Consider the following 24889-nt stretch of genomic DNA (forward strand, 5'->3'; position numbering starts at 1 on the left):
CTTGCGTGGGCGGCAGGCACTCCCCCCGGGGCAGGGGCTGCGGTCAGGGCCGCCGCCTTCTGGGGAGAGACGGCTACGATCGAAGAACAGAGGAAAGGGACAGTTCATGCGCAACAAGCTCCTGGCGGGAGCGGCGGTCGTCGCCGTTCTCGCGACGCCGGCTTATGCCCAGTCGACATCGGCGGTCCCCGCTGCGGAAGCGGACGGCGACGCATCGCGGGAGGACATCGTCGTTACGGCACGCCGTCGTCAGGAAACGGCCCAGGACGTTCCCCTCGCCATCTCGGTCGTGAGCGTGAACCAGATCGAGAATACGGGTAATTTCAGCATCTTGCGGATGCAGCAGATTGCGCCGACGCTGCAGGTCTATTCGTCCAACCCCCGCAACACGGCGGTCAACATCCGTGGCCTCGGCGTGCCCTTCGGCCTGACCAGCGACGGCTTCGAACAGGGCGTCGGCATCTATGTCGACGACGTCTACAACGCCCGCGTTGCCGCAGCGGTGTTCGACTTCCTCGACGTCAAGCAGGTCGAGGTGCTGCGCGGCCCCCAGGGCACGCTCTATGGCAAGAACACGACCGCCGGCGCGATCAACATCACCACCAACCAGCCGACCTTCGACTTTGAGGGCAAGGCCGAGGTGACCGTCGGCAATCTCGCCTTCAAGCAGGCCAGGGCCGCGCTGTCGGGACCGCTGTCGGAGAAGATCGCCGCGCGCGTCGCCGTCGCGACCACCTCGCGTCGCGGCACCATCTACAATGTGACCTCCAAGCAGTGGATCAACGCGCAGGACAATCTCGGCCTGCGGGCGCAGCTGCTGTTCCAGCCGACCGAGGACCTCAGCGTCACCCTGTCGGGCGACTACAGCAAGCAGGACGCGGAATGCTGCGGCACGGTCTTCGTCCGCGTCGGCACCACCCAGCGCGCGCTGGCGCGCCAATATGAGGCGCTCGCCGCCGCCCAAAATTATCGCGTCGTCAGCCGCAATCCGTTCGACCGCCTGACCGACATCGATGCGAACCTCAATGCCGGCAACACAATCGGCGGCGTTTCGGCCAAGGTGAAGTGGGATGTCGGCGGCGGGACGCTGACATCGGTCACCGCCTGGCGCTTCTGGGACTGGAAGCCCGAGAACGATCGCGACTTCACCGGCCTCCCGATCGTTTCGCGCTCGCAGAATCCGTCGCAGCAGGACCAATATTCGCAGGAGTTCCGCTACAACTATAGCGGCAAGAGGATCGACTTCGTCGTCGGCCTGTTCGGCTTCAAGCAGCGCATCGATACCCAGGGCCTCGAGCAGCAGGGCGCGGCGTCGAGCCGCTGGAACCTGACCGGCGCGCTCGCCAATGATCCGAGCGTCCTGAACGGCCTGACCGCCCGCAACACGCAATGGCTGAAGTCCACCAGCGCAGCCCTGTTCGGCCAGCTCAGCTGGAAGGTGACCGACCAGCTGACGATCCAGCCCGGCGCGCGCCTCAACTACGACAAGAAGTCGGGCTTCTATCGGCGCGTGGTGACGACGGGTGCCGGCGCGATCCTGACCTGCCCGCAGAGCGCCGCGACCAACCCGATCGGCGCGGCCCAGTGCGGCGTCTTCTCGCCGCAGACCAGCGCGCCGTCGGACAGCGCCTGGAACTTCACCTATGACTTCAACGTCAACTACAAGCTGGCGCCCGGCATCCTCGCCTATGCGACCTACGCCAAGAGCTTCAAGACCTTTGGCATCAACCAGAACGGCCTGCCGACCGACGCCGCCGGCAATCCGCTCCAGTCCGACATCAAGCCGGAATCGGTCAACTCGTTCGAGATAGGCCTGAAGACCCAGTTCTGGGACCGCAAGGCGACCTTCAACGTCGCGGCCTTCCGCACCGACATCAAGAACTACCAGGCGACCGTCACCAACGGCCAGCTCGGCGTGCTGCGCGGCTATCTGGCCAATGCCGGCAAGGTCCGCTCGCAGGGCATCGAGACCGATTTCTCGATCCGCCCCAGCGAACGCTTCAACGCCTATTTGAACGGCGCCTACACCGACGCCAAATATGTGCGTTTCGTCGACGCGCCCTGCCCGCCCGAACTGGCTGGCGGCACCACCGTCGGCGCCGGCCAGACGCCGGGTGCTGCAGGCGTACCGGGATCGCTCAGCCCCGCCAACTGCAACATCTCGGGCCAGCGCCTGCCGGGCGTGTCGAAATATTCGGTGTCCTATGGCGCCGAGGTCAATGCTCCGATCGAACTGCTCGCAAAGGAAGGCCAGATCTATTTCGGCGTGGACGGCCAGTACCGCTCGAACTTCCAGTCCAACCCGTCGCCGTCGCGATATACCCTGGTCAACGGCTACAACGTGACCAACTTCCGCGCGGGCTTCCGCACCGAGAGCTTCGATGTGTTCGGCTGGGTCCGCAACGCGTTCGACACCAACTATTTCGAGCTGCTGCAGACCGCGCCGAGCAACACCGGCCTGATCGCCGGACAGACCGGCGATCCGCGCACCTTCGGCGCCACGATCAAGGCGACGTTCTAACACTCGCCTCTTCTGTTGCCCCCCGCCGTCGGCCAGCGTCTTCCGGGACGCTGGCCGATTGCCTTTCCGGCCGGGCGCTCATAGGCGAAGCGGATGAACGGCACATCGCAAGCGCGTCTCGGCGTCCTCATGGGTATCGGCGCCTATACGATCTGGGGCCTGCTTCCCCTGTTCATCCGCGCCATGGCACCGCTCTTTCCGACGGCGATCCTCGCCCAGCGCGTCCTCTGGTCGCTCGTCACCATCGTCGTCCTGGCACTGCTGCTGCGTCGGTTGCCGGCAGCCCTGGCCGCGCTGCGCCAGCCTCGCATCCTCATGGCTCTGGTCGCCTCGACTCTGCTGATCGCATCCAACTGGCTGCTCTACATCTATGCCGTGAACGGTGGCCATGCGCTGCAGGCGAGCCTCGGCTATTTCATCAATCCGCTGCTCAACATCGTGCTCGGCATGATCTTCTTCCGCGAACGCCTTGGACGGATGGAGACGGCGGCTGTTCTTCTCGCCGCCTTCGGCGTGCTCGCACTCGCCGTCTATCAGGGCAGCATCCCCTATATCCCGCTCGGACTGGCGGCGAGCTTCGGCCTTTACGGCCTGGTCCGCAAGAAGATCGCGCTCGGGCCGGTCGAAGGGCTGCTGATCGAAACGGGTCTGCTGGCGCCCTTCGCGGCGATCTGGCTGCTGACTATGCCGCAACTGGCGCCCGGCGCGACGCCCCCGGCCTTCTGGCTGCTCGCGCTGAGCGGCGTTGCGACCACCCTGCCCCTGCTGCTCTTCGCCGGTGCCGCGAACAGGATCCGCTATTCGGATCTCGGCTTGCTCCAATATATCGGTCCGACGCTGCAGATGCTGATAGCGATCCATGTCTTCGGCGAGCCATTGCTGCCGATCCATCTTCTCTCCTTCGGGCTGATATGGGCCGGCCTCGCCCTTTACGTCGCAGCGACTCTGCACCGGAGCCGAACGGTTCTTGCTCCACCGGAATGAGATCACGGCGCGATAATTTCAGACGATGACATCGGCGCGCATTTTCATTACGCGCATCGGCGAAAGAACGGAGAGCATATAGCGTCGCCATGGCCGGCCCCACCGCACCCGAAGGCTTCAGGGCCGCATCCCCGCTGTTTCTGCGCGAGCCGGAAATCCGGCGCGGCGTCGAGCTCCTCTATTTCGGCTACAGCCATCTGCTGCGCGGCATCGACGAGGGGCTGGCGGCGCAGGGGCTGGGCCGCGCCCATCATCGCTCGCTCTATTTCATCGCGCGCAATCCCGACATCACCGTCAGCGAGTTGCTCCGCCTCCTCGGCATCACCAAGCAGTCGCTGGGTCGCGTGCTCAACGAGCTTCACGATCGCGGGCTGGTCGAGACGCGCCCTGGTCGCGAGGATCGCCGCCAGCGCCTGCTGCGCGTGACCGAGGCGGGCGCCGCGCTGGAAGCATCCCTGTTCGAGGCGCTGCGCGAGCGACTGTCGGTGGCCTATGCGCAGGCGGGCCAAAATGCTGTAACGGGATTCTGGGCGGTGCTGGAGGGGTTGGTACCGTCCGAGGAGAAGACGCGCATGCCGCACGTCCGCAAGCAGGGGTGACACGGATGAGCACGGTCTATGATTTTTCGGCAAAGGCGATCGACGGCAGCGAGGTCTCGCTCGACCAGTATCGCGACAAGGTTCTGCTGATCGTCAACACCGCCAGCAAATGCGGTTTCACGCCGCAATATGAGGGGCTGGAAAAGCTCCACGAGGAGATGGAGGACAAGGGTCTCGTCGTCCTCGGCTTCCCCTGCAACCAGTTCGGGGCGCAGGAGCCCGGCGACGCGGAGGAGATCGCGACCTTCTGCCGCACCAGCTACGACGTCAAATTCCCGATGTTCGCGAAGGTCGACGTCAACGGCCCCAACGCCCACCCGCTCTATGCCTGGCTGAAGAGCAAGGCGAAGGGCGTGCTGGGGACCGAGGGGATCAAGTGGAACTTCACCAAATTCCTGATCGACCGCAACGGCCAGGTCGTCAGCCGCTACGCGCCCACCACCAAGCCCGAGGCGATCAAGAGCGATATCGAGGATCTGCTCGACGGCGCCTGAAAGCGGCGTCCTCCCGCCTAAGCGTTTGAACAAAGAAAACTTGGTTGCCCCCCAAGCAACGCTGAATTGCGCCTTGGGACGGCAAGCCCCATTTGGCGGACATGGCATCCTTGCTCGATCCCGATGCGCGTGGGCGCGTCATTCTTGTCGGCGCAGGCCCGGGCGACCCCGGCCTTCTGACGCTGCGCGCAGTCGATGCGCTGCGTTCCGCCGACGTCGTCGTCCATGACGGGCTGATCGATCCGCGCGTTCTCGACTATGCACCCGACACCGCCCAGCGGATTTCGGTGGCGAAGAAGCGCGACCGGCACACCCTGCCCCAGGACGCGATCAACGCGCTGATCATCGCCCATGTGAAGGCCGGCTCGGTCGTCGTGCGGCTGAAGGGCGGCGATCCGTTCGTGTTCGGTCGCGGCGGCGAAGAGGTCGAGGCGGTTCGCGCCGCCGGTCTGCCGGTCGAGGTCATTCCCGGCGTCTCCTCGGCACTGGGCTGCGCTGCGGAAGCGATGCTGCCGCTCACGCACCGCGACTGGTCGAGCGCGGTCAGCTTCGTTGCCGGCACCTGCAAGGGGCTGAGCGAGCAGGACTGGTCCGGTCTCGCCGGGCAGGGGCGCACCCTGGTGATCTATATGGGGGTCACCACCGCGTCGATGATCGCCGACAAGCTGATGGCTGACGGCGTCGCCCCCGACATGCCCGTCGCGGTGCTCGAAAAGGGCACGCTCGAAGGATCGCGGGCGATGCGCACGCTGCTGGCCGATCTCGGCGACCTGGTCGAACGCGAGGGCGTCGAAAGCCCCGCGATCATCGTCGTCGGCGAAGTGGTCCTGCTGTCGGATGCCCAAAACCGCCTCGCCGCCTTCGCGGCGCAGGCCGAACGGATGAAAGACGAAGCGTGAAGATTCTGACGGGCAATGATCTGGTCACGGGCGACGTGATCTGGTGGACCGGCGATGGCTGGTCGCGCCACCTCGAACATGCGGTCGACGTCGACGGGCAGGGCGAGGCGATCGCCGCGCGCGAAGAAGCCGCCCGCCACGTCAACGGGCCCTATGTCATCCAGGCGCAGATGACCGGCGAAGGCCCCCGCCCCGCGCATATCAAGGACCGCATTCGCGCCGTCGGCCCGACGGTGCGCCCCGACCTCGGCCTCAAGCCGGCCGACCCCACCATCGGCGACTGGGTGATCTGACATGTATCAGTACGACCAATATGATCAGGCGATCGTCGACGCCCGCGTCGAGGAGTTCCGCGACCAGGTGCGCCGCCGCCTGAGCGGAGAGATGACCGAGGACCAGTTCAAGCCGCTGCGGCTTATGAACGGTCTCTATCTGCAGCTGCACGCCTATATGCTGCGCGTCGCCATCCCCTATGGCACGCTGTCGGGCAAACAGATGCACATGCTCGCGCATATCGCGCGCAAGTACGACAAGGATTACGGCCACTTCACCACGCGGCAGAACCTTCAGTATAACTGGATCAAGCTGGCCGACGCGCCTGATATCCTGGCCGAGCTGGCGACGGTCGAGATGCATGCCATCCAGACCAGCGGCAACTGCATCCGCAATATTTCGTCCGACCAATATGCCGGCGCGGCCGCGGACGAGATCGAGGATCCACGCCCCTGGGCCGAGCTGCTGCGCCAGTGGAGCACCTTCCACCCCGAGTTCAGCTATCTGCCGCGCAAGTTCAAGATCGCGGTGATCGGATCGGAAGAAGATCGTGCTGCGGTGCGCCTGCACGACATCGGCCTGCAGATCCATCGCAACGACGCGGGCGAAAACGGCTTCCGCGTGTTCGTCGGTGGCGGCATGGGTCGGACCCCGATGATCGCTCCGGTGATCCGCGACTTCCTGCCCAAGGCCGACTTCCTCGCCTATATGGAAGCCTGCCTGCGCGTCTATAACCGCCATGGCCGGCGCGACAATCTCTACAAGGCGCGGATCAAGATCCTCGTGCACGAGATCGGGGCCGACGAATATCGTCGCCAGGTCGAGGAGGAGTTTCTCCACACCCGCACCCTCGGCCTCGACGCCCCGCAGGCCGAGTTCGACCGCATCGCCGCCCATTTCGCGCCCCCCGCCTTCGAGAGCGGCCTGAGCGACGAGATCGATCGCAGCGATCCCGACTTCTCGCTGTGGCTCGACCAGCAGGTCGTGGCGCACAAGGCGCCGGGCTATGCGATCGTCAACATCAGCCTCAAGCCGACCGGCGGCATTCCGGGCGACGCCAGCTCGGCGCAGATCGACCTGATGGCCGATCTCGCCGAGACCTACAGCTTCGACGAGCTGCGCGTGACCCATGCGCAGAACATCGTCCTGCCGCATGTCCGCAAGAGCGACCTCTATGCGATCTGGCAGAAGCTCGACGCGGCCGGCCTCGCGACGCCGAACCTCGATCTGGTCGGCGACATCATCGCCTGCCCCGGCCTCGATTATTGCAGCCTCGCCAATGCCCGCTCGATTCCGCTGGCGCAGAAGATTTCGGAGCGTTTCGGTGCGATCGAACGCCAGCGTGATCTCGGCGAGCTCAAGCTGAAGATCTCGGGCTGCATCAACGCCTGCGGCCACCACCATGCCGGCCATATCGGCATTCTCGGCGTCGACCGGAAGGGCGAGGAAAATTACCAGCTCTCCTTTGGCGGGTCGGGCGCGGAGGATGCCAGCCTCGCCAAGATCATCGGCCCCGGCTTTTCCGAAGACGGCGTCGTCGACGCGATCGAGAAGGCGGTGAACGTCTACACTACGCTGCGCACCGACGGCGAGCGCTTCGTCGATACCTATCGCCGGGTTGGCGAAGCCCCGTTCAAGGAGGCGATCTATGGGTGACCTCATCCGGTTTCGCGACGACGAGACCCATGAAGAGCCGGCCGTCACGCTGGACGGCTTTCTGGGCCAGTCGAACGCAACCGCCGTGCGGCTGGAGCCGACCGACGATCCCCGCGCGCTGATCCCGCATCTGTCGCGCCTGTCGCTGATCGAGGTGTCATTCCCCAAATTCCGCGACGGCCGGGGCTACTCGATCGGCAGCATCCTGCGCGAGGCCGGCTATACCGGCGAATTGAGGGCGGCCGGCGATGTGCTGGTCGACCAGATCGGTCCAATGCGCCGCTGTGGCTTCGACGCCTTCCTGAGCGACGCCGAGATCGACCAGGATGTGCTCGACAAGCTCCTCTCGCTCCAGCCCCATGTCTATCAGAAGACGGTAGACGGACGCGCGCCCGTGTGGGCCCGGCGGCATGGCTGAACCGGCGCGCAGTATCGACCGGATCGACACGGCGCCCCGCTTCACCGCGGCGGACGTCGCCGCGCTCAACGCGCGTTTCGAAGGCGTCCCCACGGCGGACATGATCAAGGCCGTGCTCGAGGAGAAGCTCCTCGGCCGCGTCGCGGTCGTATCTTCCTTCGGTACCGAATCCGCCGTGCTGCTGGACCTCGTCGCCGAGGCCGATCCAGCCACGCCGGTGATCTTTCTCGACACGGGCAAGATGTTCGACGAGACGCTCGCCTATCGCGACCTGCTGGTCGAGCGGCTCCAGCTTCGCGACGTGCGCAACATCACCCCGGACCCGGCGGTGATCGAGGCCAAGGACATGACCGGCCTGCGCTGGTCCTATGATCCCGACGGTTGCTGCGAAATCCGCAAGGTCGTCCCTCTCGCTGCCGCGATGCGCGGCTTCGATGCGTCGATCACAGGTCGCAAAGGCTTTCAGGCATCGACCCGCTCGGGCATCGCCCGGTTCGAACTCGACGGCGACCGGATCAAGTTCAACCCGCTCGCGGATTGGGGCAAGCCCGATCTCGACGCCTGGTTCGATAGCCGCGATTTGCCGCGCCACCCGCTGGAGGCGAAAGGCTATCTGTCGATCGGCTGTGCGCCTTGCACCAGCGTGGTCAAGCCGGGCGAAGACCCCCGCGCCGGCCGCTGGCGCGGCTGGGACAAGGTCGAGTGCGGCATCCATGGCGAGCCGCTGACCAGCCCCGGAGACGAGCCCGTCTTCTGATCCTGGCGAGCGCCCGCGCCGGCCTCAGTCGATCAGGAACACGCCGATCTTGTAGGCCATGTAGAAGGGCACGCACATGATGGCGGCCACCAGAAGCTGATCCATAGTGCGATCGATGTAGGACATCGCAGCATCCTCTTCCCCAACGCCCCGCTATTCCGGGTGCCAAGCAAGAAAACCACCTTTTCCGCGCTCTGTCACCTGCGCAAAGCCGCAATGGCGGCGAAAATGCGCGTCAGACTGCGTTGCACCGCAACAAGAACGACTCACTCATAATCGTTCGGATTGTAGTAATCGTCCGCCAGGTCGGAGAACTTGGTGAACTTGCTCTCGAATTTCATGGGGATGGTGCCGGTCGAGCCGTGACGCTGCTTGGCGATCACCAGTTCGGCGCGATTGTGCGCCCGCGCCATCTTGAGCTGCCAGTCCTCGAACGCGGTCACGTCGACAGCGCTGTCTCCAGCCCCGGCGGAGGCCTCTTTCGGGCGAATCAGGTTGAGATAATATTCCTCGCGATAGACGAACCAGACCATGTCGGCGTCCTGCTCGATCGAGCCCGATTCGCGCAGATCCGAGAGCACCGGCTTCTTGTTTTCGCGCTGCTCGACCGCACGGCTCAGCTGGGACAGAGCGATGACGGGCACGCTGAGTTCCTTCGCCAACGTCTTGAGACCGCGGCTGATCTCCGAAATCTCCTGCACACGGTTGCCGTCGGAGTTCTTGCCCGATCCCTGCAACAGCTGGAGATAGTCGACGACGATCACGCCAATGCCCTTCTGCCGCTTCAGGCGCCGTGCGCGGGTGCGCAGCGCCGCGATCGTCAGGCCAGGAGTATCGTCGATGTAGAGCGGCAGCGTTTCCAGTTCCTGCGCGGCCCGCGCGAAGGCAGTGAACTCGGCATGGCTGAGCTTGCCCATGCGGATCTGTTCGGAACTGATCTCGGCCTGCTCGGAGAGCACACGACCCGCCAGCTGGTCGGCCGACATTTCCAGACTGAAGAAGGCGCATGGCGCACCAACCGACGGGCTGATCCCGTCCTGCTGGTCGCGCATGTAGCGCGCCGCCACGTTGAAGGCGATGTTGGTCGCAAGCGACGTCTTGCCCATGCCCGGACGGCCGGCGAGGATGATCAGGTCGGACGGGTGCAGGCCGCCGATCTTGGCGTTCAGCCGCTCGAGCCCCGTTGTCAGGCCCGCGACATGCCCCCCGGAATTGAGCGCGGCGCTCGCCGTCTCGATCACGGTCTTGGTCGCCTGGGCGAAGCTCTTGACGCTGCCCTCTTCGCCGCCCTGTTCGGCGACCTTGTAGAGCGCGATTTCCGCCTGCTCGATCTGCGACTTGGGATCGACCTCCTCCGAGGTGTCGAGGGCGCCTTCGACCATAGTGCGGCCGACCCCGATCAGCGCACGCAGCAGCGCCAGATCGTAGATCTGCTGGGCGAAGTCGCGCGCACCGATGATCGCCGCGCCGCTGCCGGTCAACTGGGCGAGATAGGAGGGGCCGCCCAGTTCGCGCATGCCGGCGTCGCCCTCGAACAGCGGCCTCAGCGTGACGGGCGTAGCGAGCATGTTGCGGTCGACCAGACGGAGAATCGACTCATAAATCCGGCCGTGCAGCGGCTCGAAGAAATGCTCCGGCCGCAGGCGGACCTGGACATCCTCGACAATGCGGTTGTCGAGCATCATCGCGCCGAGCAGCGCCGCCTCCGCGTCGATGTTCTGCGGCATCGTAGGGGCCTCGGCCGGAGCCGGTGTCGGAATGCGGATTGGTTCAGCCATGGCCCGGTTATCCGCTCCCCGGCGCGTCGCCGCAAGCGGAGGGTGGCCGCCTGCGCCAAAAAGCTCTGGGTCTTTCTGTGGATGGCTTCGATCCAGATGCTTGCACGGCTTAATGTTCGCCGACATAATGTAAGTATGCATACAGAATCGAATCGGCGCATTTCGTTTCTGACGCACGACATCGCCCGTCGGTCGCGCTACTGGTTCGACGCGCGCGCACGCTCGCGCGGCATCACCCGCCCGCAATGGCGGGTCCTGATCAGCCTCGCCAATGCCGAGGGCCCCACCCAGAGCGAACTGGCCGAAATGCTCGACGTCGAGCGGATCACCTTGTGCCGGATGGTCGATCGCCTGGCCGAGGCCGGTCTGGTCGAACGGCGCGCCGACCCCACCGACCGCAGGGTGTGGCGCATTCACCTGACCCAGAAGGCGACGCCGATCGTCAACGAGCTGTCGGGAATCGCCAGCACGCTGGAAGAGCGCGTGCTCGCTCCGCTCGATCCCGCACAGCGCGAGACGCTGGCCGAACTGCTCTCGATCGTCCGCGACCACATCCGCGAAGAAGACGAACGCCTGTCCCAATCGCCGCGAGCAGCTTCCCAGCCCGCTCCGCCCGCCGCGACCACCGTCGACTGAGATCCTCCCCCGAGGCAACTGGAAGCATGCAGAACCACGGTTCTGCATGCTTCGCTTTGCCAAGCCGGGCGACGGGCGCTAAGGGCCGAAACAATGTCCGACCCGCGCATCATTGCCATCGATCTCGACGAGAAGACGATCATCTGGCGCAACGCCGATGTCGAGCAGGAACGTCGCGTGGCGATCTTCGACCTGCTCGAGGAGAATTATTTCAAGCCTTTGCGCCCCTATCCGCAGGATTATGCCGGCCCGTACAAGGTGAAGCTGCGCGTCGAGGAAGGCCGGTTGGCGATCGATATCGCTGCGGAGAGCGACGACCTGCTCGAAACGCTGATTCTCGGTCTTGGCAGCTTCCGCCGGCCTATCCGCGACTATTTCGCTATCTGCGACAGCTATTTCCAGGCGATCCGCACGTCGACCGCGCAGCAGATCGAGACCGTCGACATGGCGCGCCGCGGCATCCACAATGAGGCGGCGCAGCTGCTCAAGGATCGGCTGGAGGGCAAGATCGATGTCGATTTCGACACCGCACGGCGCCTGTTCACCCTCATCTGCGTGCTGCACATCCGTGGCTGAACCGGTCGACATGCACGAAGTGGCGGGCCGGGTGCTCGTCGAGGCCGCCCGCGAAGCCGCGCGACATGCGCACGCGCCCTATTCCCATTTCGGAGTCGGCGCCGCCGTGCTGCTGACCGACGGATCGGTCGTCACCGGCACCAATTTCGAAAATGCGAGCTACGGCCTGTCGCTGTGCGCCGAGACCGTGGCGATTGCGAGCGCCAGTGCACAGGGCCGGCTGCGCGACATCGCCGCGATCGGCGTCATCGGCGGCGCGCTTGCGAAGGACGGGACGATCAGCGGTCAGGGGCTGGTCACGCCGTGCGGCCGGTGCCGCCAGATCATCAACGAGGCGGCGGACCTGTCGGGGACCGATATCGACGTCTATTGTGCGTCGGCGGATGGCAGCGCCTTCCGCCATTTCCGGGCTTCCGAGCTGCTGCCGCATGCTTTCGGTCCTGCCGACCTGGGCATCAGATAAGAGGGGTTCGCATTTCATGTCGATCATGTCGGACAAGTGGATCCGCGAACAGGCGACGAAGCATGGCATGATCGAGCCCTTCGTCGAGGCCCAGCGCCGCGACGGCTGCATCAGCTACGGCCTGTCCTCTTATGGCTATGACGCGCGCGTCGCGCCCGAGTTCAAGATCTTCACCAATGTCGATTCGGCGACGGTGGACCCGAAGAATTTCGCCGCCAACAGCTTCGTCGACCGCGAGACCGAGGTCTGCGTGATCCCGCCCAACAGCTTCGCCCTGGCGCGCACCGTCGAATATTTCCGCGTGCCGCGCGACGTGCTCGTCATCTGTCTCGGCAAGTCGACCTATGCGCGCTGCGGGATCATCGTGAACGTCACCCCGCTCGAACCCGGCTGGGAGGGACATGTGACGCTGGAATTCTCCAACACCACGCCCCTGCCGGCCAAGATCTACGCCAATGAGGGCGCCTGCCAGTTCCTGTTCCTGCAGGGCAACGAGCCGTGCGAGGTCAGCTATGCCGACCGGATGGGCAAATATATGGGCCAGCAGGGCGTGACGCTGCCGCGCCTCTGACGGCCGGAACGCCGCCGGCCCGGTTCAGCGGCGGCGCCCGTTGTGGCGGATATTGCCTGGCCGACCGCGACGGCCGACGATCGGACGTCCGCCCTTGCGGGGACCGCGCGGGCCGCGCATCGGCAGGTGGTTCGCGCCTTCCTCCAGTTCGAAGCGCAGCGATCCGTTGATCGGGTCCGCCTCGACCAGACGCAGCCGGATCCGCATGCCAGGCGTGTAGCGTTCGCCGCTCTCCTCGCCCTCCAGCGCCTGCGCCTTCTCGTCGTAGCGGAAGCGTTCGGCGCCCAGCGTCGATACGGGCACGAGCCCGTCCCCACCGAAACCCTCGACCGTCGCGAAGAAGCCGAAAGACTGCACGCCGGTGATCCGCGTATCGAGCAGCTCGCCGACCTTGGTCGACAGATAGGCTGCGACATAGCGGTCGACCGTGTCGCGTTCGGCTTCCATCGCGCGCCGCTCGGCCTTGCTGATCAGTTCGCCGATCGCCGTCATCCGCTCGCCCTCTTCTGGCGTCAGCGCGGTGCGGGGAACGATGTCGCCGGTCCGCCCCGAACCCTCGATCTCCACCTTGCCGGCGTCAAGACCATAGGCCCCGACGAGCGAGCGGTGGACGAGCAGGTCGGCATAGCGGCGGATCGGGCTGGTGAAATGGGCATAGCTGCCCAACGCCAGCCCGAAATGCCCGGCATTGGCCGGCGCATAATAGGCCTGCGTCTGGCTGCGCAGCACCTGCTCCATGATCTGCGGACGAATCTTATCGTCAGTCACCCGCTTGAGTATCTGGTTGAAGGTCGAAGGCCGGACGACCTGCCCCAGCGCGAACTCCATGTCGAACGTCGCGAGATAGTCCTTGAGCGCGACCAGCTTCTCGCGGCTCGGCGGCTCATGGTCGCGGTACATCACCGCGGCCTTCTTCGCCTCGAGCGCCTTGGCCGCCGCGACGTTTGCCGCGATCATATAATCCTCGACCAGCCGGTGCGCGTCGAGCCGCTCACGCGGTGCTACAGACAGGATACGGCCCTTCTCGTCGAGCACCACGCGCCGTTCGGGCAGATCGAGATCGAGCGGTTCGCGCTTGTCACGCGCAGCCGCCAGCGCCTTCCAGCAGGTCCAGAGCGGCTTGAGCACGGTATCGGTCAGGCTCTGGTCCCAGCCGCCCTCGATCGGATTGCCGTCGATCGCCGCCTGCGCATCCTCATAGGCGATGTTGGCAGCGAGCCGGACGACCGCCCGCGAGAAGCGCCAGCCGGCGAGAGTGCCGTCGGCCTTGACCGTGAGGTGGCAGACCATCGCCGCCCGTTCTTCGCCTGCCTTGAGCGAACAGATGCCCGCCGACAGCGCCTCGGGCAGCATCGGCACGACGCGATCGGGGAAATAGACGCTGTTGCCCCGCTTCTTGGCTTCGCGGTCGAGTGCCGAGCCGGGCCGGACGTAGAAGGACACGTCGGAGATGGCGACGATCGCCTTGAAGCCGCCGCGATTGGCGGGGTCGTCGTCAGGCGTCGCCCAGATCGCATCGTCATGGTCGCGCGCATCGGCGGGGTCGATCGCGACGATCGGCAGGTCGCGCAAATCCTCGCGCTCGCCACCCAGCCGCAACCGGCGGACCAGTTCGGCCTCTTCGATCACCGCTTCCGGCATCACATCGGGAATGCCGAACTTGTGGATAGCGACCAGACTGAAGGAGCGTGGCGCGAAGGGATCGCCCAGCCGCTCGGTGACCCGCGCGGTGATGCGCGGCGGACGGCCCGCCTTTTCCGCGAGCACCAGATCGCCCGGCTCCGCACCGCCCGCATCGGAAACGAGCGTGTCGCGCTTCTCGCGCTTGTCGACGGGGCGCAGCCAGAGTCGATCGCCATCGCGATGGAGCACGCCGAGGAGAAGCGCCTCGCCACGTTCGAGCTTCTTGAGCGGATGGGCGATCCAGCCGCGTCCGGCTTCCTCGGTCCTAGCCAGGATGCGATCACCGACGCCGAGCGCCGGACCCTTGCGACCGCGCGCTTCCTTCACCCGGAGCTGCGGCGGGGGGCCATGTTCGCCGTGCCAGGTCTCGGGCACCGCGAGCGGGACGCCCTCGTCGGTGACGTCGGTGATCCGCAACACGGTCATCTTGGGAATGCCGCCCATCTTGTGAAAGGCGCGCCCGCGACCGCTGTCGATCAGCCCCTCGTCCGCCATGTCCTTGAGCAGCGCCTTGAGCTCGATCTTGGCAGCACCATGCAGTCCGAAGGCCTTGGCGATCTCGCGCTTGCCGGCCGGCGTCTCGGACTTGACGATGAAATCGAGGATCTGGTCGCGGCTGGGCAGACCGGAGGTTTTTTGACGGGGCATCCGCCACCCATAGAGGGAGAGTGGCCCCGCGTCACGCATCGCGTAGGCAAGCCTTGATCCGAATCAAATGCTAATGCGATTGATTCTCACTATTTACTGTACTAGCGAGGGTGTTCTTCCGGGAGTGGGCAGGTGACGATGCACGCGACGCTCAGCAAGCAGGATGTCGAACGCGCCGAGGCACTGTTCTTCGACGCCGTCCCCGCGCGCGCTGCGCCATCCGCGTTGGAAGCGCTGCCGGATCGCTCGACCTATGGCGCCGACCGCCGGCCGAACTGGGCGGGAATCCTGACCATCCTCGCCCTCCACGCGATCGTCCTGTTCGCGCTCGTGAAGCTCGACGTGATCCCGATGGCCAAGGTCAAGCCCGTGCCGCTGGTCGTCGAACTCATCGCCGAACCGGCGCCCCCGCCCGCCATCGAGCAGCCCGAGCCGCAGCCGGCGGTCGAGCGGCCCGTGGAATCGCCCGTCGTTACCCCACCCCCGATCGTCCAGACGGCCATGGCCCCGCCGCCGACCGTCGTGACGTCGCCCGCTCCGCCGCCGCCGCGCCCGGCCGCCATCACCGCACCGCCGGCGGGGCCGGTCAGCGTCGCCAATCTCGATGAGCGGATGATCGAGGGCGAGCCGCCCCGCTATCCCACCGAATCGCGCCGCAAGAAGGAGCAGGGCACGGTCGTCCTCCGCCTGCTCATCGGCACCGACGGGCGCGTCCAGCAAGTCAGCGTCGCCGAAAGCAGCGGCTTCGAGCGGCTCGACAAGGCCGCGCTAGAGGCTGCGCGCCGCTGGCGCTGGCAGCCGATGCTGCGCGATGGGGCGCCCGTCGAAGTGCGCGGGCTGATGCCGATCCCCTTCGTCCTGCGCAGCTGACCCAGACATGATGATCGCCATTCCCGACCTGCTGTCGGGCGACAACCTCGCACAGGTCCGCAACCTCGTCGAACAGGCCGACTGGATCGACGGCAATGCCACTTCCGGACACCAGTCCGCTCTCGCCAAGCGCAACCGCCAGTTGCCTGAAGACAGCGAGGCCGCCCGGCAGGCCGGCGCGATCATATTGGACGCGCTAGGCACCTGTCCGCTGTTCGTTGCGGCTGCCCTGCCGCTGAAGGTCTATCCGCCGCTGTTCAACCGCTATGGCGAAGGCGAAGCATTCGGGACGCATGTCGACAATGCGATCCGCATCAAGCGCGGCAGCGATTTCCGCATCCGGTCCGACCTGTCGGCCACGCTGTTCCTGGCAGACCCCGAGGACTATGACGGCGGCGAGCTGGTGGTCGAAGACACGCTGGGCACGCACAGCGTCAAGCTCGCGGCCGGCGACATGATCCTCTATCCGGCGTCGAGCCTGCACCGGGTCACCCCGGTGACGCGCGGGGAGCGGCTATGCTCCTTCTTCTGGATCCAGAGCATGGTGCGCGACGACGGCGCCCGGTCGACCCTGTTCGACCTCGATTCGGCCATCCAGAACGTCGCCGCCGAACGCGGCCAGGGCGATGATACGGTGATCCGGCTGACCGGCGTCTATCACAATCTGCTGCGGCGCTGGGCGGACGCCTGAGCGCCCGGCACGGCCGGTCAGGCGACCCGGCTGCGGCGCGCCTTGTCGAGCTTCTTCAGGATCATGTCGCGCTTCAGCCGGGACAGATGATCGATGAACAATATGCCCTCGAGATGGTCCATCTCATGCTGGAGACAGGTGGCCAGCAGCCCGTCCAGCCGCTCCTCATGCGCCTTGCCCTGTTCGTCGAGCCAGCGGGCATGGACGACCGCCGGCCGTTCGACGTCTGCGAACTGGTCGGGGACCGACAGACAGCCCTCGGTATAGACGCCATAGTCGTCGGAGGGGTCGAACAATTCGGGGTTGATGAACACACGCGGGTTACGAATCGGCTTGCCCTCGGCGTCCTCTTCTTCCTGCAGGTCGATGACGAGGATCCGCTTCGGCACCCCGACCTGGATCGCGGCCAGGCCGATGCCGGGGGCGTCGTACATCGTCTCGAACATGTCCGCGATCAGCGCACGCACGTCGTCGTCAACGCTCTCCACGGGAAGCGAGATAGTGCGCAGCCGGGGGTCCGGCGTTTCGAGGATCGGAAGAATGGCCATAGCGCCGAGCTAGGTATGCGGGGCCGAATCGTCAAGGAAAAGGCCGCCCGCCGCTCATGGCGACGGGCGACCCAAATACCAGCCTACCGCCCGTCGGCGATCACCGCGCCGATCGCCACCCCGGCCAGTGCGCCGAGCAGCACGTCGCCACCACGATCGCGATCGCGGTAATAATAGCCGCGCGGGGGGCCCCAGCCACCACCCCAGCCATAACGCGGCGGCGGTGCATAATAATAGCGGCGAGGCGGTCCCCGCCAATATCCACGGTCACGATAACCACGGTCCCACCGGTAGTGATCGCGCCCGCGATCCCAGTGACGACCATAGTCGCGATCATAGCCCCATCGGCCAGGGCGGGCCTCGGCAGGGACGGCCGCGGCGATCGAGCCGGTGAGCGCGAGCGCCGCTATCGCTTTCATGAAGACGCGTTTCATCCTGCTCTCCTTCAGCATGGCTGACCCGAGCTGGAGACAGGTCGCGATCATTTTTACGGAAGAAAGCTGAACGCTGTCCGAACGAATTTGAGAATATGGGCCGTCAGCTGACCGGCCGACGCGCGCGCAGCGCCTGCGCCAGCGTGCCTTCGTCGAGATAGTCGAGCTCGCCGCCGACCGGCAGGCCATGCGCGAGCTGGGTCAGCCGCACTGGATAGGTTTCGAGCCGATCGGCGATGTAATGCGCGGTCGTCTGCCCCTCCAGCGTCGCGTTCATGGCGAGCACGACTTCATCGACGCCCCCGGCCGCCACCCGCCCGATCAACAGGTCGATCGTCAGATCCTCTGGGCGAACCCCTTCGAGCGCGGAAAGCCGTCCGCCGAGAACATGATAGCGTCCGGGGAACAGGCGCGAGCGGTCGAGCGCCCAGAGATCGGCCACCTCCTCGACCACGCACAGCATCCGCGAATCGCGCCGGGTGTCCGTGCAGATGCCGCAGGGGTCGGTGGTGTCGACATTGCCGCAGATATGGCAATCGGTCAGCCGCGCATTGACCGAGTCGAGCGCGCGCAGCAGCGGCTCCAGCGCGATCTCGCGCTTCTTCAGCAGGTGCAGCACGGCACGCCTGGCCGAACGGGGCCCCAGGCCCGGCAGCCTGGCCAGCGCCTGTGTGAGCGCTTCTATTTCGGGAGACGACATTGCCCTTCGATATGGGCTTGCATGTTGCCAAGGCAAGCGTTTCAGAGGGGCATGCGCATTGCCTTCATGGGAACCCCGGACTTCGCAGTCCCCACGCTCGACGCCCTGGTGAACGCGGGCCACGACGTGGTCGCCGTCTATTGCCAGCCGCCACGCCCTGCCGGTCGGGGCAAGGGCCTCACGCCGTCCCCGGTCCAGAAGCGTGCCGAGGCGTTGGGACTGGAGGTTCGCTACCCCATTTCCCTGCGCAACGATGAGGCCCAGGCGGACTTTGCCGCGCTCGACCTCGATGCCGCAGTGGTCGCGGCCTATGGCCTGATCCTGCCGCAGCCGATCCTCGACGCGCCGCGCCTCGGCTGCCTCAACGTCCATGGCTCGCTGCTGCCGCGCTGGCGCGGCGCGGCCCCCGTCCAGCGCGCGATCCTGGCCGGCGACGATGAGACCGGCGTCACCATCATGCAGATGGAACGCGGCCTCGACACAGGCCCGATGCTCGCGACCTTGCGGACCCCCATCGCGCACAAGACGGCCGGCGATCTGACCGACGAGCTGGCCCGGTCCGGCGCCCTGCTGATGGTCGATGTGCTCGACAAGGTCGAAGCCTATCCTCCGATCGTGCAGCCCGATGACGGCGTCACCTATGCCGCCAAGATCGACAAGGCCGAATCGCGGATCGACTTCACCCGCCCGGCAATCGACGTCGAACGGCAGGTGCGCGCCTTCAATCCGGCGCCTGGCGCGTGGTTCGAGCTTGGCGGAGAGCGCATCCGGATCCTCGCCTGCTCGGTGAGCGCGGACATGCGCGGCGCGTGCGGGACCGTGCTCGACGAACGAATGACCATTGCCTGCGCCGAGGGCGCGATCCGGCCGACCCGCGTCCAGCGCGCGGGCAAGGCGGCGATGACCACGGAGGAGCTGCTGCGCGGCTTCGCCATTGCCGTCGGCACCGTCATCGCATGACCCGCTTCCGCCTGGCGATCGAGTTCGACGGGCGGCCCTTCATGGGCTGGCAGCGTCAGGCGCACGGGCCGAGCGTTCAGCAGGCGATCGAGGAGGCAGTCACCGCGACGACCGGCGAAACCCCGGCGGTCCACGCCGCAGGCCGAACCGACGCGGGTGTCCATGGACGTGCGATGGTCGCGCATGTCGACATCGAACGCCCGATCCCCGCCTTTCGTTTGGGCGAAGCGCTCAACGCGCATCTGCGGCCGGATCCGGTGTCGATCCTTGCCGCCGAGGAGGTGCCCGATGACTGGCACGCCCGCTTTTCCTGCATGGGCCGCCGCTACATCTATCGCATCGTCAACCGGCGCGCGCCGCTGACCTTCGACCGCGGACTGGCCTGGCAGCTGGCCACGCAGCTCGACGAACATGCGATGCATGCAGCGGCACAGTTGCTTGTCGGCCGGCACGATTTCACCACCTTCCGTTCGGCGCATTGTCAGTCGGAGAGCCCGGTCAAGACGCTAGACCGGCTCGATGTCCGCCGCTTGGGCGAGACAGTCGAGATCGAGGCAGCGGCGCGCTCCTTCCTCCACCACCAGGTCCGCTCGATGGTCGGCTGCCTCGCGCTGGTCGGCCAGGGGCGCTGGTCGCAGGGCGATCTGGCAGACGCGCTGGCCGCTGCCGACCGCGCCCGGCTGGGCCTCAACGCGCCACCAGACGGGTTATACTTCGTCGAAGCGGTCTACCCCGGTTGATCCCCTGCTTGCCTTCGAGGACTGCCTGCGTCACGGAAGACCTCTACAGACTGTAGTCGTGAGATTTGCTTGACCCGTCCTCAGCCCTTGCCCACCCTGAAGGAGATGCATCAGCATTCCTATGCGCTGCGCAGGATCTCCAGCGAGATCGCGCTGCCCGATCTGCCGGCATGGGACGGTGCCGGAGAGAGCGATCTCGTGATACGCCTTGGCGCCGCACCATCACTCCATGACGTCGTCGCGAGAACTCAGGCCCTGCAGGTTGCACTGGACGGTCACTGCCGTCTTCATGTCGGGGGCACAGCCGCCTGGACCATAGCGCCCGATGGCCGGACGATCACGATCGAGCCGGAAACCAATCCCGATGATCCTGCGATCCGGACCTATTTGTACGGAACGGTCTTCGCGATTGCCGCGATGCGCTGGGGCCTCTTTCCCCTGCATTCTGCCTGTCTTCGATTCGGCAACGGCGTCGTCGCGTTCAGCGGCCGGTCGGGTGCCGGCAAGTCGACGCTCGCGGCCATGCTGATCGACCGGGGCCGGGCGATGCTAGCCGACGACGTGACGCTTCTCGACCTTTCCGAGGATGGCGCGCCTGTCGCCCTTCCCAGCTTTCCGCGGGTCAAGCTCTGGCAGGATGCGCTGGACCGTATGCAGATCGACGCGACCGGCCTGGAACGGGTCACCGGCGACGTCGAAAAGTTCAAACTGCCGGTGGCAGAGGCCTTTCATGCGCAGCCCTTGCCGCTGCATGCGATCGTGATGATCGACCCCGACACGGCCCATGACGGACGTCTGACACGGCTGCGCCCGACCGATCTGCTTCCATGGTCGAAGGACCTGATCTACCGGCCGGGAGCGATGCGCCGCATGGGCCTCACCCAATGGCAAATGCAGCATATGATGCGCCTCCTGTCGGTGCCGGCCTATCGGATCGGACGGGTCGCCGGCCCGGACCAGCTGGACGGACTGGTCGCGCAGCTCGACGACGCCTGCACCTGACTTTTCGGAGGCATTGGATCGTGGACCGTCATGACGCCTGCTCACCCATCCCGGTCCCTGCCGGCATCGCCACACAGACCGACGGCCTGATCTGGCATAGCGACCGGGTCGGGGAATCGGGATGCGAGGTGTACTGCCTCACCGATGCCGATCGGCGTCCGCTTCATTACCTGAAATACGGTCGGGGGCCGCAGGCGAACGACGTGATCGACGAGTATGCACGGCTGCACTGGTTGCAGACGCGTATCGAAGTACCGGCGATCACCGGCTTTCTTTCGACGGAGTCGGAATCTTGGCTACTCACCGCCGCCGTGCCGAGGCTCACCGCCTATCAACTGCTCGAACGGGGCGACGAAGCCACCATCCATAGCGTCGTCGATAGTCTGGCCGACCATCTGCGCCGGTTGCATGCCATCCCGGCGCGCGACTGCCCCTTCGATGCGGACCATGCGTTTCGCCTCGCTTGTGCTCAGAAGCGAATGGAACAAGGGCTGGTCGACGAAGACGACTTCGACGAGGATCGTCTCGGCCAGACGCCGGAGGCGTTGTGGGAGCGCCTGTCGACGTTGACACCCGACGGTTCTGATCTGGTGGTCACCCACGGCGACTATTCGCTCGACAACCTCATCCTGCCCCCGCATGGACCGCTTCACTGCATCGATGTGGGCCGGCTCGGCGTGGCCGACCGCTATCAGGACATCGCCATCGCCTGGAACTGTCTCGGCGAGTTCGGCGCCGATCTGCAGAAGGGCTTCCTCCAGCGTTATGGCATCGAAAAGCTGGACATGCGCCGGATCGAGTTCCACCTGACACTTGACGAGTTCTTCTAGGTCGTAGACTCATAAGAGCGCAGCCACAGCCGCATTGAGGCGAGTTGAACCATGGCGAGGAAGTTGGCAGCGAGTTTGTCATAACGAGTGGCGACGCGGCGGAAGTGCTTCAACTTGGAGAAGAACCGCTCGATTAGGTTTCGCTCGCGATAGAGTCGCTTGCTGAAGCAGGGCTTCCATTTCCGATTGGATTTGGGCGGGATGTTCGGCGTGGCGCCTTGCCCTTCAATCAGTTCACGGATGCGGTCAGCATCGTAAGCCTTGTCTGCCAGCACAATGGTGCGCGGCCCGAGATGATCGAGCAGCGTGCCAGCAGCCTGCCCGTCGTGCGCCTGCCCGGCTGTCAGGCAGAGTCGGATCGGGAGACCTTGCGCATCGACGACCGCGTGAATTTTGGTGGTGAGGCCGCCTCGGGAACGACCGAGGCAATGATCTCGATCCCCCTTTTTGCGGTCGCGGCCTGTTGGTGAGCGCGAACAGAGGTGCTGTCGATCATTTGGATGTCACCGTCATGCGCAACGGTGATGGCATCCATCATCCGATCCCAGACACCTGCCTTCCGCCATCGCGCGAAGCGGTTGTAGCAGGTAGTGCGAGGACCGTAGCGTTCGGGCAGGTCGCGCCATGGCGCACCGGAGCGCAGCACCCAGAAGATGCCGTTCAGCACACGACGGTCATCGACACGCGGGACACCCCTTGGCTTGTTGGGCAGCAGCGGCTCGATCACGCGCCATTCGAAGTCGGTCAGATCATATCGGCTCATGCCAACGCATGAATCAGAACCCTGCGCGATATGAAAGAGGCTACTCGGCTCGACTACGTTGCGGCCGCTGTCCAGAGGTGCAACATACAACCCATGAGCGAGCATGTCGGCACGAAACTTCTGAGCCTCGCGACCGGCTTTGCCGCGATGCAGGAATTTCTGGAAGCATATTGGGAGCGGGGTGACCGCACTTCCGAAGATCTTGCCGCATTGCTCGGTAGCCTGGAAATCGATCCCGCTCAGCGGGCGGATTGGGCCGACGCGGTAAATCGCGTGCTTGGAAAGCAAAGCTCGACTCAGCCGTAAGCCCATTCAGTTTATGAGTTCACGGCCTAGGCAGTAGTGACATTTTAGTCATTTGAGCCAAAGCATGATGCTGGCGAGTTTGACGAAGCCGAGGAAATTGGCGGCGAGTTTGTCGTAGCGGGTTGCAATACGGCGCCACTGTTTGAGCTTGGCGAAGAAGCCCTCGATGCCCCAACGCTGTTTGTAAGCGATGCGATCGTAGCGATGCTGATGCTTACGGTGTCGGCGAGGTGGGATGACCGGTTCGCTCCCTTGCTCGTAGATGAGGTCGTGCAAGCTATCGGCATCGTAAGCGCGATCGGCCAAAACTTTGTCGGCCGGAATGCCGCGGATCAGATCGCAGGCCGGCGCCATGTCGTTTTGCTGACCAGGGCCGAGGGTGAAGCGGATCGGCAGACCAAGGGCGTCGACTATGGCGTGGATTTTGGTACCGAAACCACCTCTGGATCGACCGAGAGCCTGGGCTTGAGCGCCCCCCTTTTTACCCGTGCCCCGGCCGCTTGAGCCTGGGCACGGATCACCGTCGCGTCGATCGCGAGCCATTCGATGTCGGGATCATCCGACACAGCCTCGAAAATCTGATCGATGACGCCTTGCTCGACCCAGCGATAATAGCGCCGCTTGGCGGTCTGATAGGGGCCGAACTTCTCTGGCAGATCACGCCAGCGTCCACCCGAGCGCGCCAACCATAATAACGCATCCAGAAAACGACAGCCATCGCTGCGAGGGCCACGTCGACCCTTGCGGCCTCCCGGAACAAACTCCCGCAGCCGTTCCCATTGATCGTCCCGAAGTACCTCGCCTTCCACGCCAGCCTCCAAAAACCAGCGTTGAGTCAGAACCCGCCACCAATGGGAATCCCTAAAATATCACTACAGCCTAGGCCGCCGACGGGGGACGCCGGCTATTTGCATAAGACCCTTGGCGAACGTCGACCACCTGGCTTATTCGGGTCGCGTGTATTGCCCACCTGCCTTCCGGGAAGATCGACTCCCAGTCCTGCACGGCGCCATTCGTGCGCACCCCCTAGCGACCCTTGTGACCAGCGGATCTTCTGGGCTCATTGCCAATCTGGTACCGTTCTCGCTTCAGGTCGGTGCACGTGGCGCTGTCCTGCGAGCGCATATCGCGAAAGCCAATGATCAACTGTCGGATCTGCGGCAAGCGCCACCGACGCTGGTGATCTTTCAAGGCCCTCAAGCCTATGTCAGCCCATCCTGGTATGCGACGAAGCATGAGCATGGAAGGGTGGTACCCACTTGGAACTACATCGTGGTTCAAGTCCGTGGCCAGCCGGTCGTGATCGATGACGACCAGTGGTTGAGCGCTCAGCTGGACGAACTTACGTCCGAGCATGAGCAGGGCCGCGCGGAACCGTGGAGTCCAAGTGACGCCCCGGCAGATTTCATTGCCGGTCAACTGAAGGGTATAGTGGGGCTGGAAATTGCGATCGAGCATATCGATGGTAAATGGAAGGCGAGCCAGAACCAGCCCATGCTCAACCGTATCGGCGTCGAGCAAGGCCTTAGAAATGATGGCGCGGATCGCATGGCCGACATCGTCGCAGCCACGGCGAACAAAAATTAAGCTGGTAGAAGAGCTTATTGCTTACTTCAATGTTCGCCACAGCCTGACGAAATAGGATCCACATTTGTGATGCGTCGCCTTCTGCCGCTTCTGTTCCTATGCGCTGACCTCGCCCCGACCGCCCAAGCCCTTGCCCAGCCGGTCGACGCCGCCGAGATTTTTCGGGGTGAGGATCTGGAAACCGGGACCGGTGCCGAGGCGCGCAAGGGAAAAACGCTCACCGTCCATTACACCGGCTGGTTCTACGATCAGCCGAAGGATGAGCGCGGGCGGAAGTTCGACTCTTCACATGGCGGTACGCCGCTCAGCTTCCGGCTCGGCGACGGTCTGGTCATCAGGGGTTGGGATGACGGGCTCGTCGGGATGCGGGTCGGCGGTGTGCGTACGCTGATCGTCCCGCCCGCCCAAGCCTATGGGCGCAAGGGCAAGGGCCCGGTGCCGCCCGACAGCTGGTTGATGTTCGAGATCGAATTGCTCGACGTCAAATAGCCACGCGGCCCGA

At 65.1% G+C, this 24889-nt stretch carries 29 protein-coding genes; 22 read left to right on the top strand and 7 right to left on the bottom strand.

The genetic code is table 11. The features are described from left to right. The first annotated feature begins 106 nt into the window (after positions 1-106). From ACNI3R_RS17030 to ACNI3R_RS17070, 9 genes are all read left to right on the top strand, one after another. Complete coding sequence (locus tag ACNI3R_RS17030) at positions 107-2521, top strand: TonB-dependent receptor (RefSeq protein WP_426185521.1); 2415 nt, start codon at positions 107-109, stop codon at positions 2519-2521. A gap of 93 nt (positions 2522-2614) precedes the next feature. Next, complete coding sequence (gene rarD / locus ACNI3R_RS17035) at positions 2615-3505, top strand: EamA family transporter RarD (RefSeq protein WP_426185523.1); 891 nt, start codon at positions 2615-2617, stop codon at positions 3503-3505. 89 nt (positions 3506-3594) lie between these two features. Continuing rightward, a complete protein-coding gene (locus ACNI3R_RS17040; RefSeq protein WP_426185525.1) occupies positions 3595-4104 on the top strand; it encodes a MarR family winged helix-turn-helix transcriptional regulator in 510 nt (169 codons plus the stop codon). 5 nt (positions 4105-4109) lie between these two features. Beyond that, positions 4110-4598: a glutathione peroxidase gene (locus ACNI3R_RS17045; RefSeq protein ID WP_426185527.1), complete on the top strand. Its 489-nt coding sequence runs from the start codon at positions 4110-4112 to the stop codon at positions 4596-4598. 101 nt (positions 4599-4699) lie between these two features. Next, positions 4700-5497: a uroporphyrinogen-III C-methyltransferase gene (gene cobA, locus ACNI3R_RS17050; protein WP_426185529.1), complete on the top strand. Its 798-nt coding sequence runs from the start codon at positions 4700-4702 to the stop codon at positions 5495-5497. Continuing rightward, positions 5494-5790, top strand: a complete 297-nt coding sequence (locus ACNI3R_RS17055) for a DUF2849 domain-containing protein (RefSeq protein WP_426185531.1) — start codon at positions 5494-5496, stop codon at positions 5788-5790. Before cobA ends, ACNI3R_RS17055 begins: the two co-directional genes overlap by 4 nt. A 1-nt stretch (position 5791) precedes the next feature. Beyond that, complete coding sequence (locus ACNI3R_RS17060; RefSeq protein ID WP_426185533.1) at positions 5792-7426, top strand: nitrite/sulfite reductase; 1635 nt, start codon at positions 5792-5794, stop codon at positions 7424-7426. Next, the gene (locus ACNI3R_RS17065; protein ID WP_426185535.1) at positions 7419-7844 is read left to right on the top strand and encodes a DUF934 domain-containing protein; all 426 of its coding nucleotides are present in this window, start codon (positions 7419-7421) and stop codon (positions 7842-7844) included. Before ACNI3R_RS17060 ends, ACNI3R_RS17065 begins: the two co-directional genes overlap by 8 nt. After that, entirely contained in the window at positions 7837-8601 is a 765-nt protein-coding gene (locus ACNI3R_RS17070; RefSeq protein ID WP_426185537.1) for a phosphoadenylyl-sulfate reductase, read from the top strand. Before ACNI3R_RS17065 ends, ACNI3R_RS17070 begins: the two co-directional genes overlap by 8 nt. Before the next feature lie 266 nt (positions 8602-8867). On the opposite strand, the gene ACNI3R_RS17075 is transcribed toward ACNI3R_RS17070, so the two are convergent. Continuing rightward, complete coding sequence (locus ACNI3R_RS17075) at positions 8868-10379, bottom strand: replicative DNA helicase (RefSeq protein ID WP_426185539.1); 1512 nt, start codon at positions 10377-10379, stop codon at positions 8868-8870. 135 nt (positions 10380-10514) lie between these two features. On the opposite strand from ACNI3R_RS17075, the gene ACNI3R_RS17080 reads away from it, so the two are divergent. The 4 genes from ACNI3R_RS17080 (at position 10515) to dcd (ending at position 12625) form a co-directional block, all read left to right on the top strand. Then, entirely contained in the window at positions 10515-11015 is a 501-nt protein-coding gene (locus ACNI3R_RS17080; protein ID WP_426185541.1) for a MarR family winged helix-turn-helix transcriptional regulator, read from the top strand. Positions 11016-11108: 93 nt separating this feature from the next. Continuing rightward, on the top strand, positions 11109-11591 hold the full coding sequence (locus tag ACNI3R_RS17085) for a UPF0262 family protein (RefSeq protein ID WP_426185543.1): 483 nt from the start codon (positions 11109-11111) through the stop codon (positions 11589-11591). A 10-nt stretch (positions 11592-11601) separates the two neighbouring features. Beyond that, complete coding sequence (gene cdd, locus ACNI3R_RS17090; RefSeq protein ID WP_426185714.1) at positions 11602-12054, top strand: cytidine deaminase; 453 nt, start codon at positions 11602-11604, stop codon at positions 12052-12054. A gap of 16 nt (positions 12055-12070) precedes the next feature. Next, positions 12071-12625 carry a dCTP deaminase gene (gene dcd, locus ACNI3R_RS17095; protein WP_426185545.1) on the top strand — a complete coding sequence of 185 codons (555 nt, stop codon included), beginning with the start codon at positions 12071-12073 and terminating at the stop codon, positions 12623-12625. Positions 12626-12649: 24 nt separating this feature from the next. Here the strand turns inward: dcd and ACNI3R_RS17100 are convergent, their stop codons facing one another. Further along, on the bottom strand, positions 12650-14956 hold the full coding sequence (locus ACNI3R_RS17100) for a ribonuclease R family protein (protein WP_426185547.1): 2307 nt from the start codon (positions 14954-14956) through the stop codon (positions 12650-12652). A 138-nt stretch (positions 14957-15094) separates the two neighbouring features. On the opposite strand from ACNI3R_RS17100, the gene ACNI3R_RS17105 reads away from it, so the two are divergent. After that, entirely contained in the window at positions 15095-15826 is a 732-nt protein-coding gene (locus ACNI3R_RS17105) for an energy transducer TonB (protein ID WP_426185716.1), read from the top strand. 7 nt (positions 15827-15833) lie between these two features. Then, the gene (locus tag ACNI3R_RS17110; RefSeq protein WP_426185549.1) at positions 15834-16517 is read left to right on the top strand and encodes a Fe2+-dependent dioxygenase; all 684 of its coding nucleotides are present in this window, start codon (positions 15834-15836) and stop codon (positions 16515-16517) included. 17 nt (positions 16518-16534) lie between these two features. On the opposite strand, the gene def is transcribed toward ACNI3R_RS17110, so the two are convergent. The 3 genes from def to recR form a co-directional block, all read right to left on the bottom strand. Then, entirely contained in the window at positions 16535-17065 is a 531-nt protein-coding gene (gene def, locus ACNI3R_RS17115; protein ID WP_426185551.1) for a peptide deformylase, read from the bottom strand. Positions 17066-17148: 83 nt separating this feature from the next. Next, positions 17149-17499 carry a hypothetical protein gene (locus ACNI3R_RS17120; RefSeq protein ID WP_426185553.1) on the bottom strand — a complete coding sequence of 117 codons (351 nt, stop codon included), beginning with the start codon at positions 17497-17499 and terminating at the stop codon, positions 17149-17151. Positions 17500-17602: 103 nt separating this feature from the next. Next, positions 17603-18199: a recombination mediator RecR gene (gene recR, locus ACNI3R_RS17125; RefSeq protein WP_426185555.1), complete on the bottom strand. Its 597-nt coding sequence runs from the start codon at positions 18197-18199 to the stop codon at positions 17603-17605. 51 nt (positions 18200-18250) lie between these two features. On the opposite strand from recR, the gene fmt reads away from it, so the two are divergent. From fmt to ACNI3R_RS17145, 4 genes are all read left to right on the top strand, one after another. Then, a complete protein-coding gene (fmt, locus tag ACNI3R_RS17130; RefSeq protein WP_426185557.1) occupies positions 18251-19159 on the top strand; it encodes a methionyl-tRNA formyltransferase in 909 nt (302 codons plus the stop codon). Beyond that, on the top strand, positions 19156-19899 hold the full coding sequence (gene truA, locus ACNI3R_RS17135) for a tRNA pseudouridine(38-40) synthase TruA (RefSeq protein ID WP_426185559.1): 744 nt from the start codon (positions 19156-19158) through the stop codon (positions 19897-19899). The genes fmt and truA overlap by 4 nt, the downstream gene beginning before the upstream one ends. Positions 19900-19968: 69 nt before the next feature. Continuing rightward, a complete protein-coding gene (locus tag ACNI3R_RS17140; protein ID WP_426185561.1) occupies positions 19969-20901 on the top strand; it encodes a hypothetical protein in 933 nt (310 codons plus the stop codon). Positions 20902-20921: 20 nt separating this feature from the next. Further along, complete coding sequence (locus ACNI3R_RS17145; RefSeq protein ID WP_426185563.1) at positions 20922-21731, top strand: APH(3') family aminoglycoside O-phosphotransferase; 810 nt, start codon at positions 20922-20924, stop codon at positions 21729-21731. Here ACNI3R_RS17145 and ACNI3R_RS17150 read toward each other — a convergent pair. Then, a protein-coding gene (locus ACNI3R_RS17150; protein WP_426185565.1) for an IS5 family transposase occupies positions 21728-22494 on the bottom strand; the annotation gives its coding sequence in 2 pieces (ribosomal slippage) (positions 21728-22182 and positions 22182-22494; 768 coding nt in all). The two genes, ACNI3R_RS17145 and ACNI3R_RS17150, sit on opposite strands and share 4 nt — an antisense overlap. A 93-nt stretch (positions 22495-22587) precedes the next feature. Here ACNI3R_RS17150 and ACNI3R_RS17155 point away from each other — a divergent pair. Continuing rightward, on the top strand, positions 22588-22800 hold the full coding sequence (locus tag ACNI3R_RS17155) for a hypothetical protein (protein ID WP_426185566.1): 213 nt from the start codon (positions 22588-22590) through the stop codon (positions 22798-22800). Between the two features lie 48 nt (positions 22801-22848). On the opposite strand, the gene ACNI3R_RS17160 is transcribed toward ACNI3R_RS17155, so the two are convergent. After that, positions 22849-23609 (bottom strand): IS5 family transposase gene (locus ACNI3R_RS17160; RefSeq protein ID WP_426185568.1). Its coding sequence is split into 2 segments (ribosomal slippage): positions 22849-23285 and positions 23285-23609, totalling 762 coding nucleotides; the frame shifts between segments, so codons are not numbered across the junction. A gap of 112 nt (positions 23610-23721) precedes the next feature. Between ACNI3R_RS17160 and ACNI3R_RS17165 the strand changes: the two genes are divergently transcribed. Together ACNI3R_RS17165 and ACNI3R_RS17170 are read left to right on the top strand one after the other, a co-directional pair. Next, entirely contained in the window at positions 23722-24387 is a 666-nt protein-coding gene (locus ACNI3R_RS17165; RefSeq protein ID WP_426185570.1) for an FMN-binding negative transcriptional regulator, read from the top strand. A 69-nt stretch (positions 24388-24456) separates the two neighbouring features. Next, positions 24457-24876 carry an FKBP-type peptidyl-prolyl cis-trans isomerase gene (locus tag ACNI3R_RS17170; RefSeq protein ID WP_426185572.1) on the top strand — a complete coding sequence of 140 codons (420 nt, stop codon included), beginning with the start codon at positions 24457-24459 and terminating at the stop codon, positions 24874-24876. Positions 24877-24889 lie beyond the last annotated feature (13 nt).

This window comes from Rhizorhabdus antheiae, from assembly GCF_049889055.1.
Classification (GTDB): Bacteria; Pseudomonadota; Alphaproteobacteria; order Sphingomonadales; family Sphingomonadaceae; genus Rhizorhabdus.

Bases quoted from the DNA above. Each gene is read 5' to 3' on its own strand.
- ACNI3R_RS17080 (WP_426185541.1), top strand. From the start codon at position 10,515: ATGCATACAGAATCGAATCGGCGCATTTCGTTTCTGACGCACGACATC.
- ACNI3R_RS17100 (WP_426185547.1), bottom strand. From the start codon at position 14,956: ATGCCCCGTCAAAAAACCTCCGGTCTGCCCAGCCGCGACCAGATCCTC.
- ACNI3R_RS17170 (WP_426185572.1), top strand. From the start codon at position 24,457: ATGCGTCGCCTTCTGCCGCTTCTGTTCCTATGCGCTGACCTCGCCCCG.
- ACNI3R_RS17085 (WP_426185543.1), top strand. From the start codon at position 11,109: ATGTCCGACCCGCGCATCATTGCCATCGATCTCGACGAGAAGACGATC.
- ACNI3R_RS17105 (WP_426185716.1), top strand. From the start codon at position 15,095: ATGCACGCGACGCTCAGCAAGCAGGATGTCGAACGCGCCGAGGCACTG.
- ACNI3R_RS17155 (WP_426185566.1), top strand. From the start codon at position 22,588: ATGAGCGAGCATGTCGGCACGAAACTTCTGAGCCTCGCGACCGGCTTT.
- truA (WP_426185559.1), top strand. From the start codon at position 19,156: ATGACCCGCTTCCGCCTGGCGATCGAGTTCGACGGGCGGCCCTTCATG.
- ACNI3R_RS17040 (WP_426185525.1), top strand. From the start codon at position 3,595: ATGGCCGGCCCCACCGCACCCGAAGGCTTCAGGGCCGCATCCCCGCTG.
- cdd (WP_426185714.1), top strand. From the start codon at position 11,602: ATGCACGAAGTGGCGGGCCGGGTGCTCGTCGAGGCCGCCCGCGAAGCC.
- ACNI3R_RS17120 (WP_426185553.1), bottom strand. From the start codon at position 17,499: ATGAAACGCGTCTTCATGAAAGCGATAGCGGCGCTCGCGCTCACCGGC.
- dcd (WP_426185545.1), top strand. From the start codon at position 12,071: ATGTCGATCATGTCGGACAAGTGGATCCGCGAACAGGCGACGAAGCAT.
- ACNI3R_RS17045 (WP_426185527.1), top strand. From the start codon at position 4,110: ATGAGCACGGTCTATGATTTTTCGGCAAAGGCGATCGACGGCAGCGAG.
- ACNI3R_RS17030 (WP_426185521.1), top strand. From the start codon at position 107: ATGCGCAACAAGCTCCTGGCGGGAGCGGCGGTCGTCGCCGTTCTCGCG.
- ACNI3R_RS17070 (WP_426185537.1), top strand. From the start codon at position 7,837: ATGGCTGAACCGGCGCGCAGTATCGACCGGATCGACACGGCGCCCCGC.
- ACNI3R_RS17110 (WP_426185549.1), top strand. From the start codon at position 15,834: ATGATGATCGCCATTCCCGACCTGCTGTCGGGCGACAACCTCGCACAG.
- fmt (WP_426185557.1), top strand. From the start codon at position 18,251: ATGCGCATTGCCTTCATGGGAACCCCGGACTTCGCAGTCCCCACGCTC.
- rarD (WP_426185523.1), top strand. From the start codon at position 2,615: ATGAACGGCACATCGCAAGCGCGTCTCGGCGTCCTCATGGGTATCGGC.
- recR (WP_426185555.1), bottom strand. From the start codon at position 18,199: ATGTCGTCTCCCGAAATAGAAGCGCTCACACAGGCGCTGGCCAGGCTG.
- ACNI3R_RS17060 (WP_426185533.1), top strand. From the start codon at position 5,792: ATGTATCAGTACGACCAATATGATCAGGCGATCGTCGACGCCCGCGTC.
- def (WP_426185551.1), bottom strand. From the start codon at position 17,065: ATGGCCATTCTTCCGATCCTCGAAACGCCGGACCCCCGGCTGCGCACT.
- cobA (WP_426185529.1), top strand. From the start codon at position 4,700: ATGGCATCCTTGCTCGATCCCGATGCGCGTGGGCGCGTCATTCTTGTC.
- ACNI3R_RS17075 (WP_426185539.1), bottom strand. From the start codon at position 10,379: ATGGCTGAACCAATCCGCATTCCGACACCGGCTCCGGCCGAGGCCCCT.
- ACNI3R_RS17065 (WP_426185535.1), top strand. From the start codon at position 7,419: ATGGGTGACCTCATCCGGTTTCGCGACGACGAGACCCATGAAGAGCCG.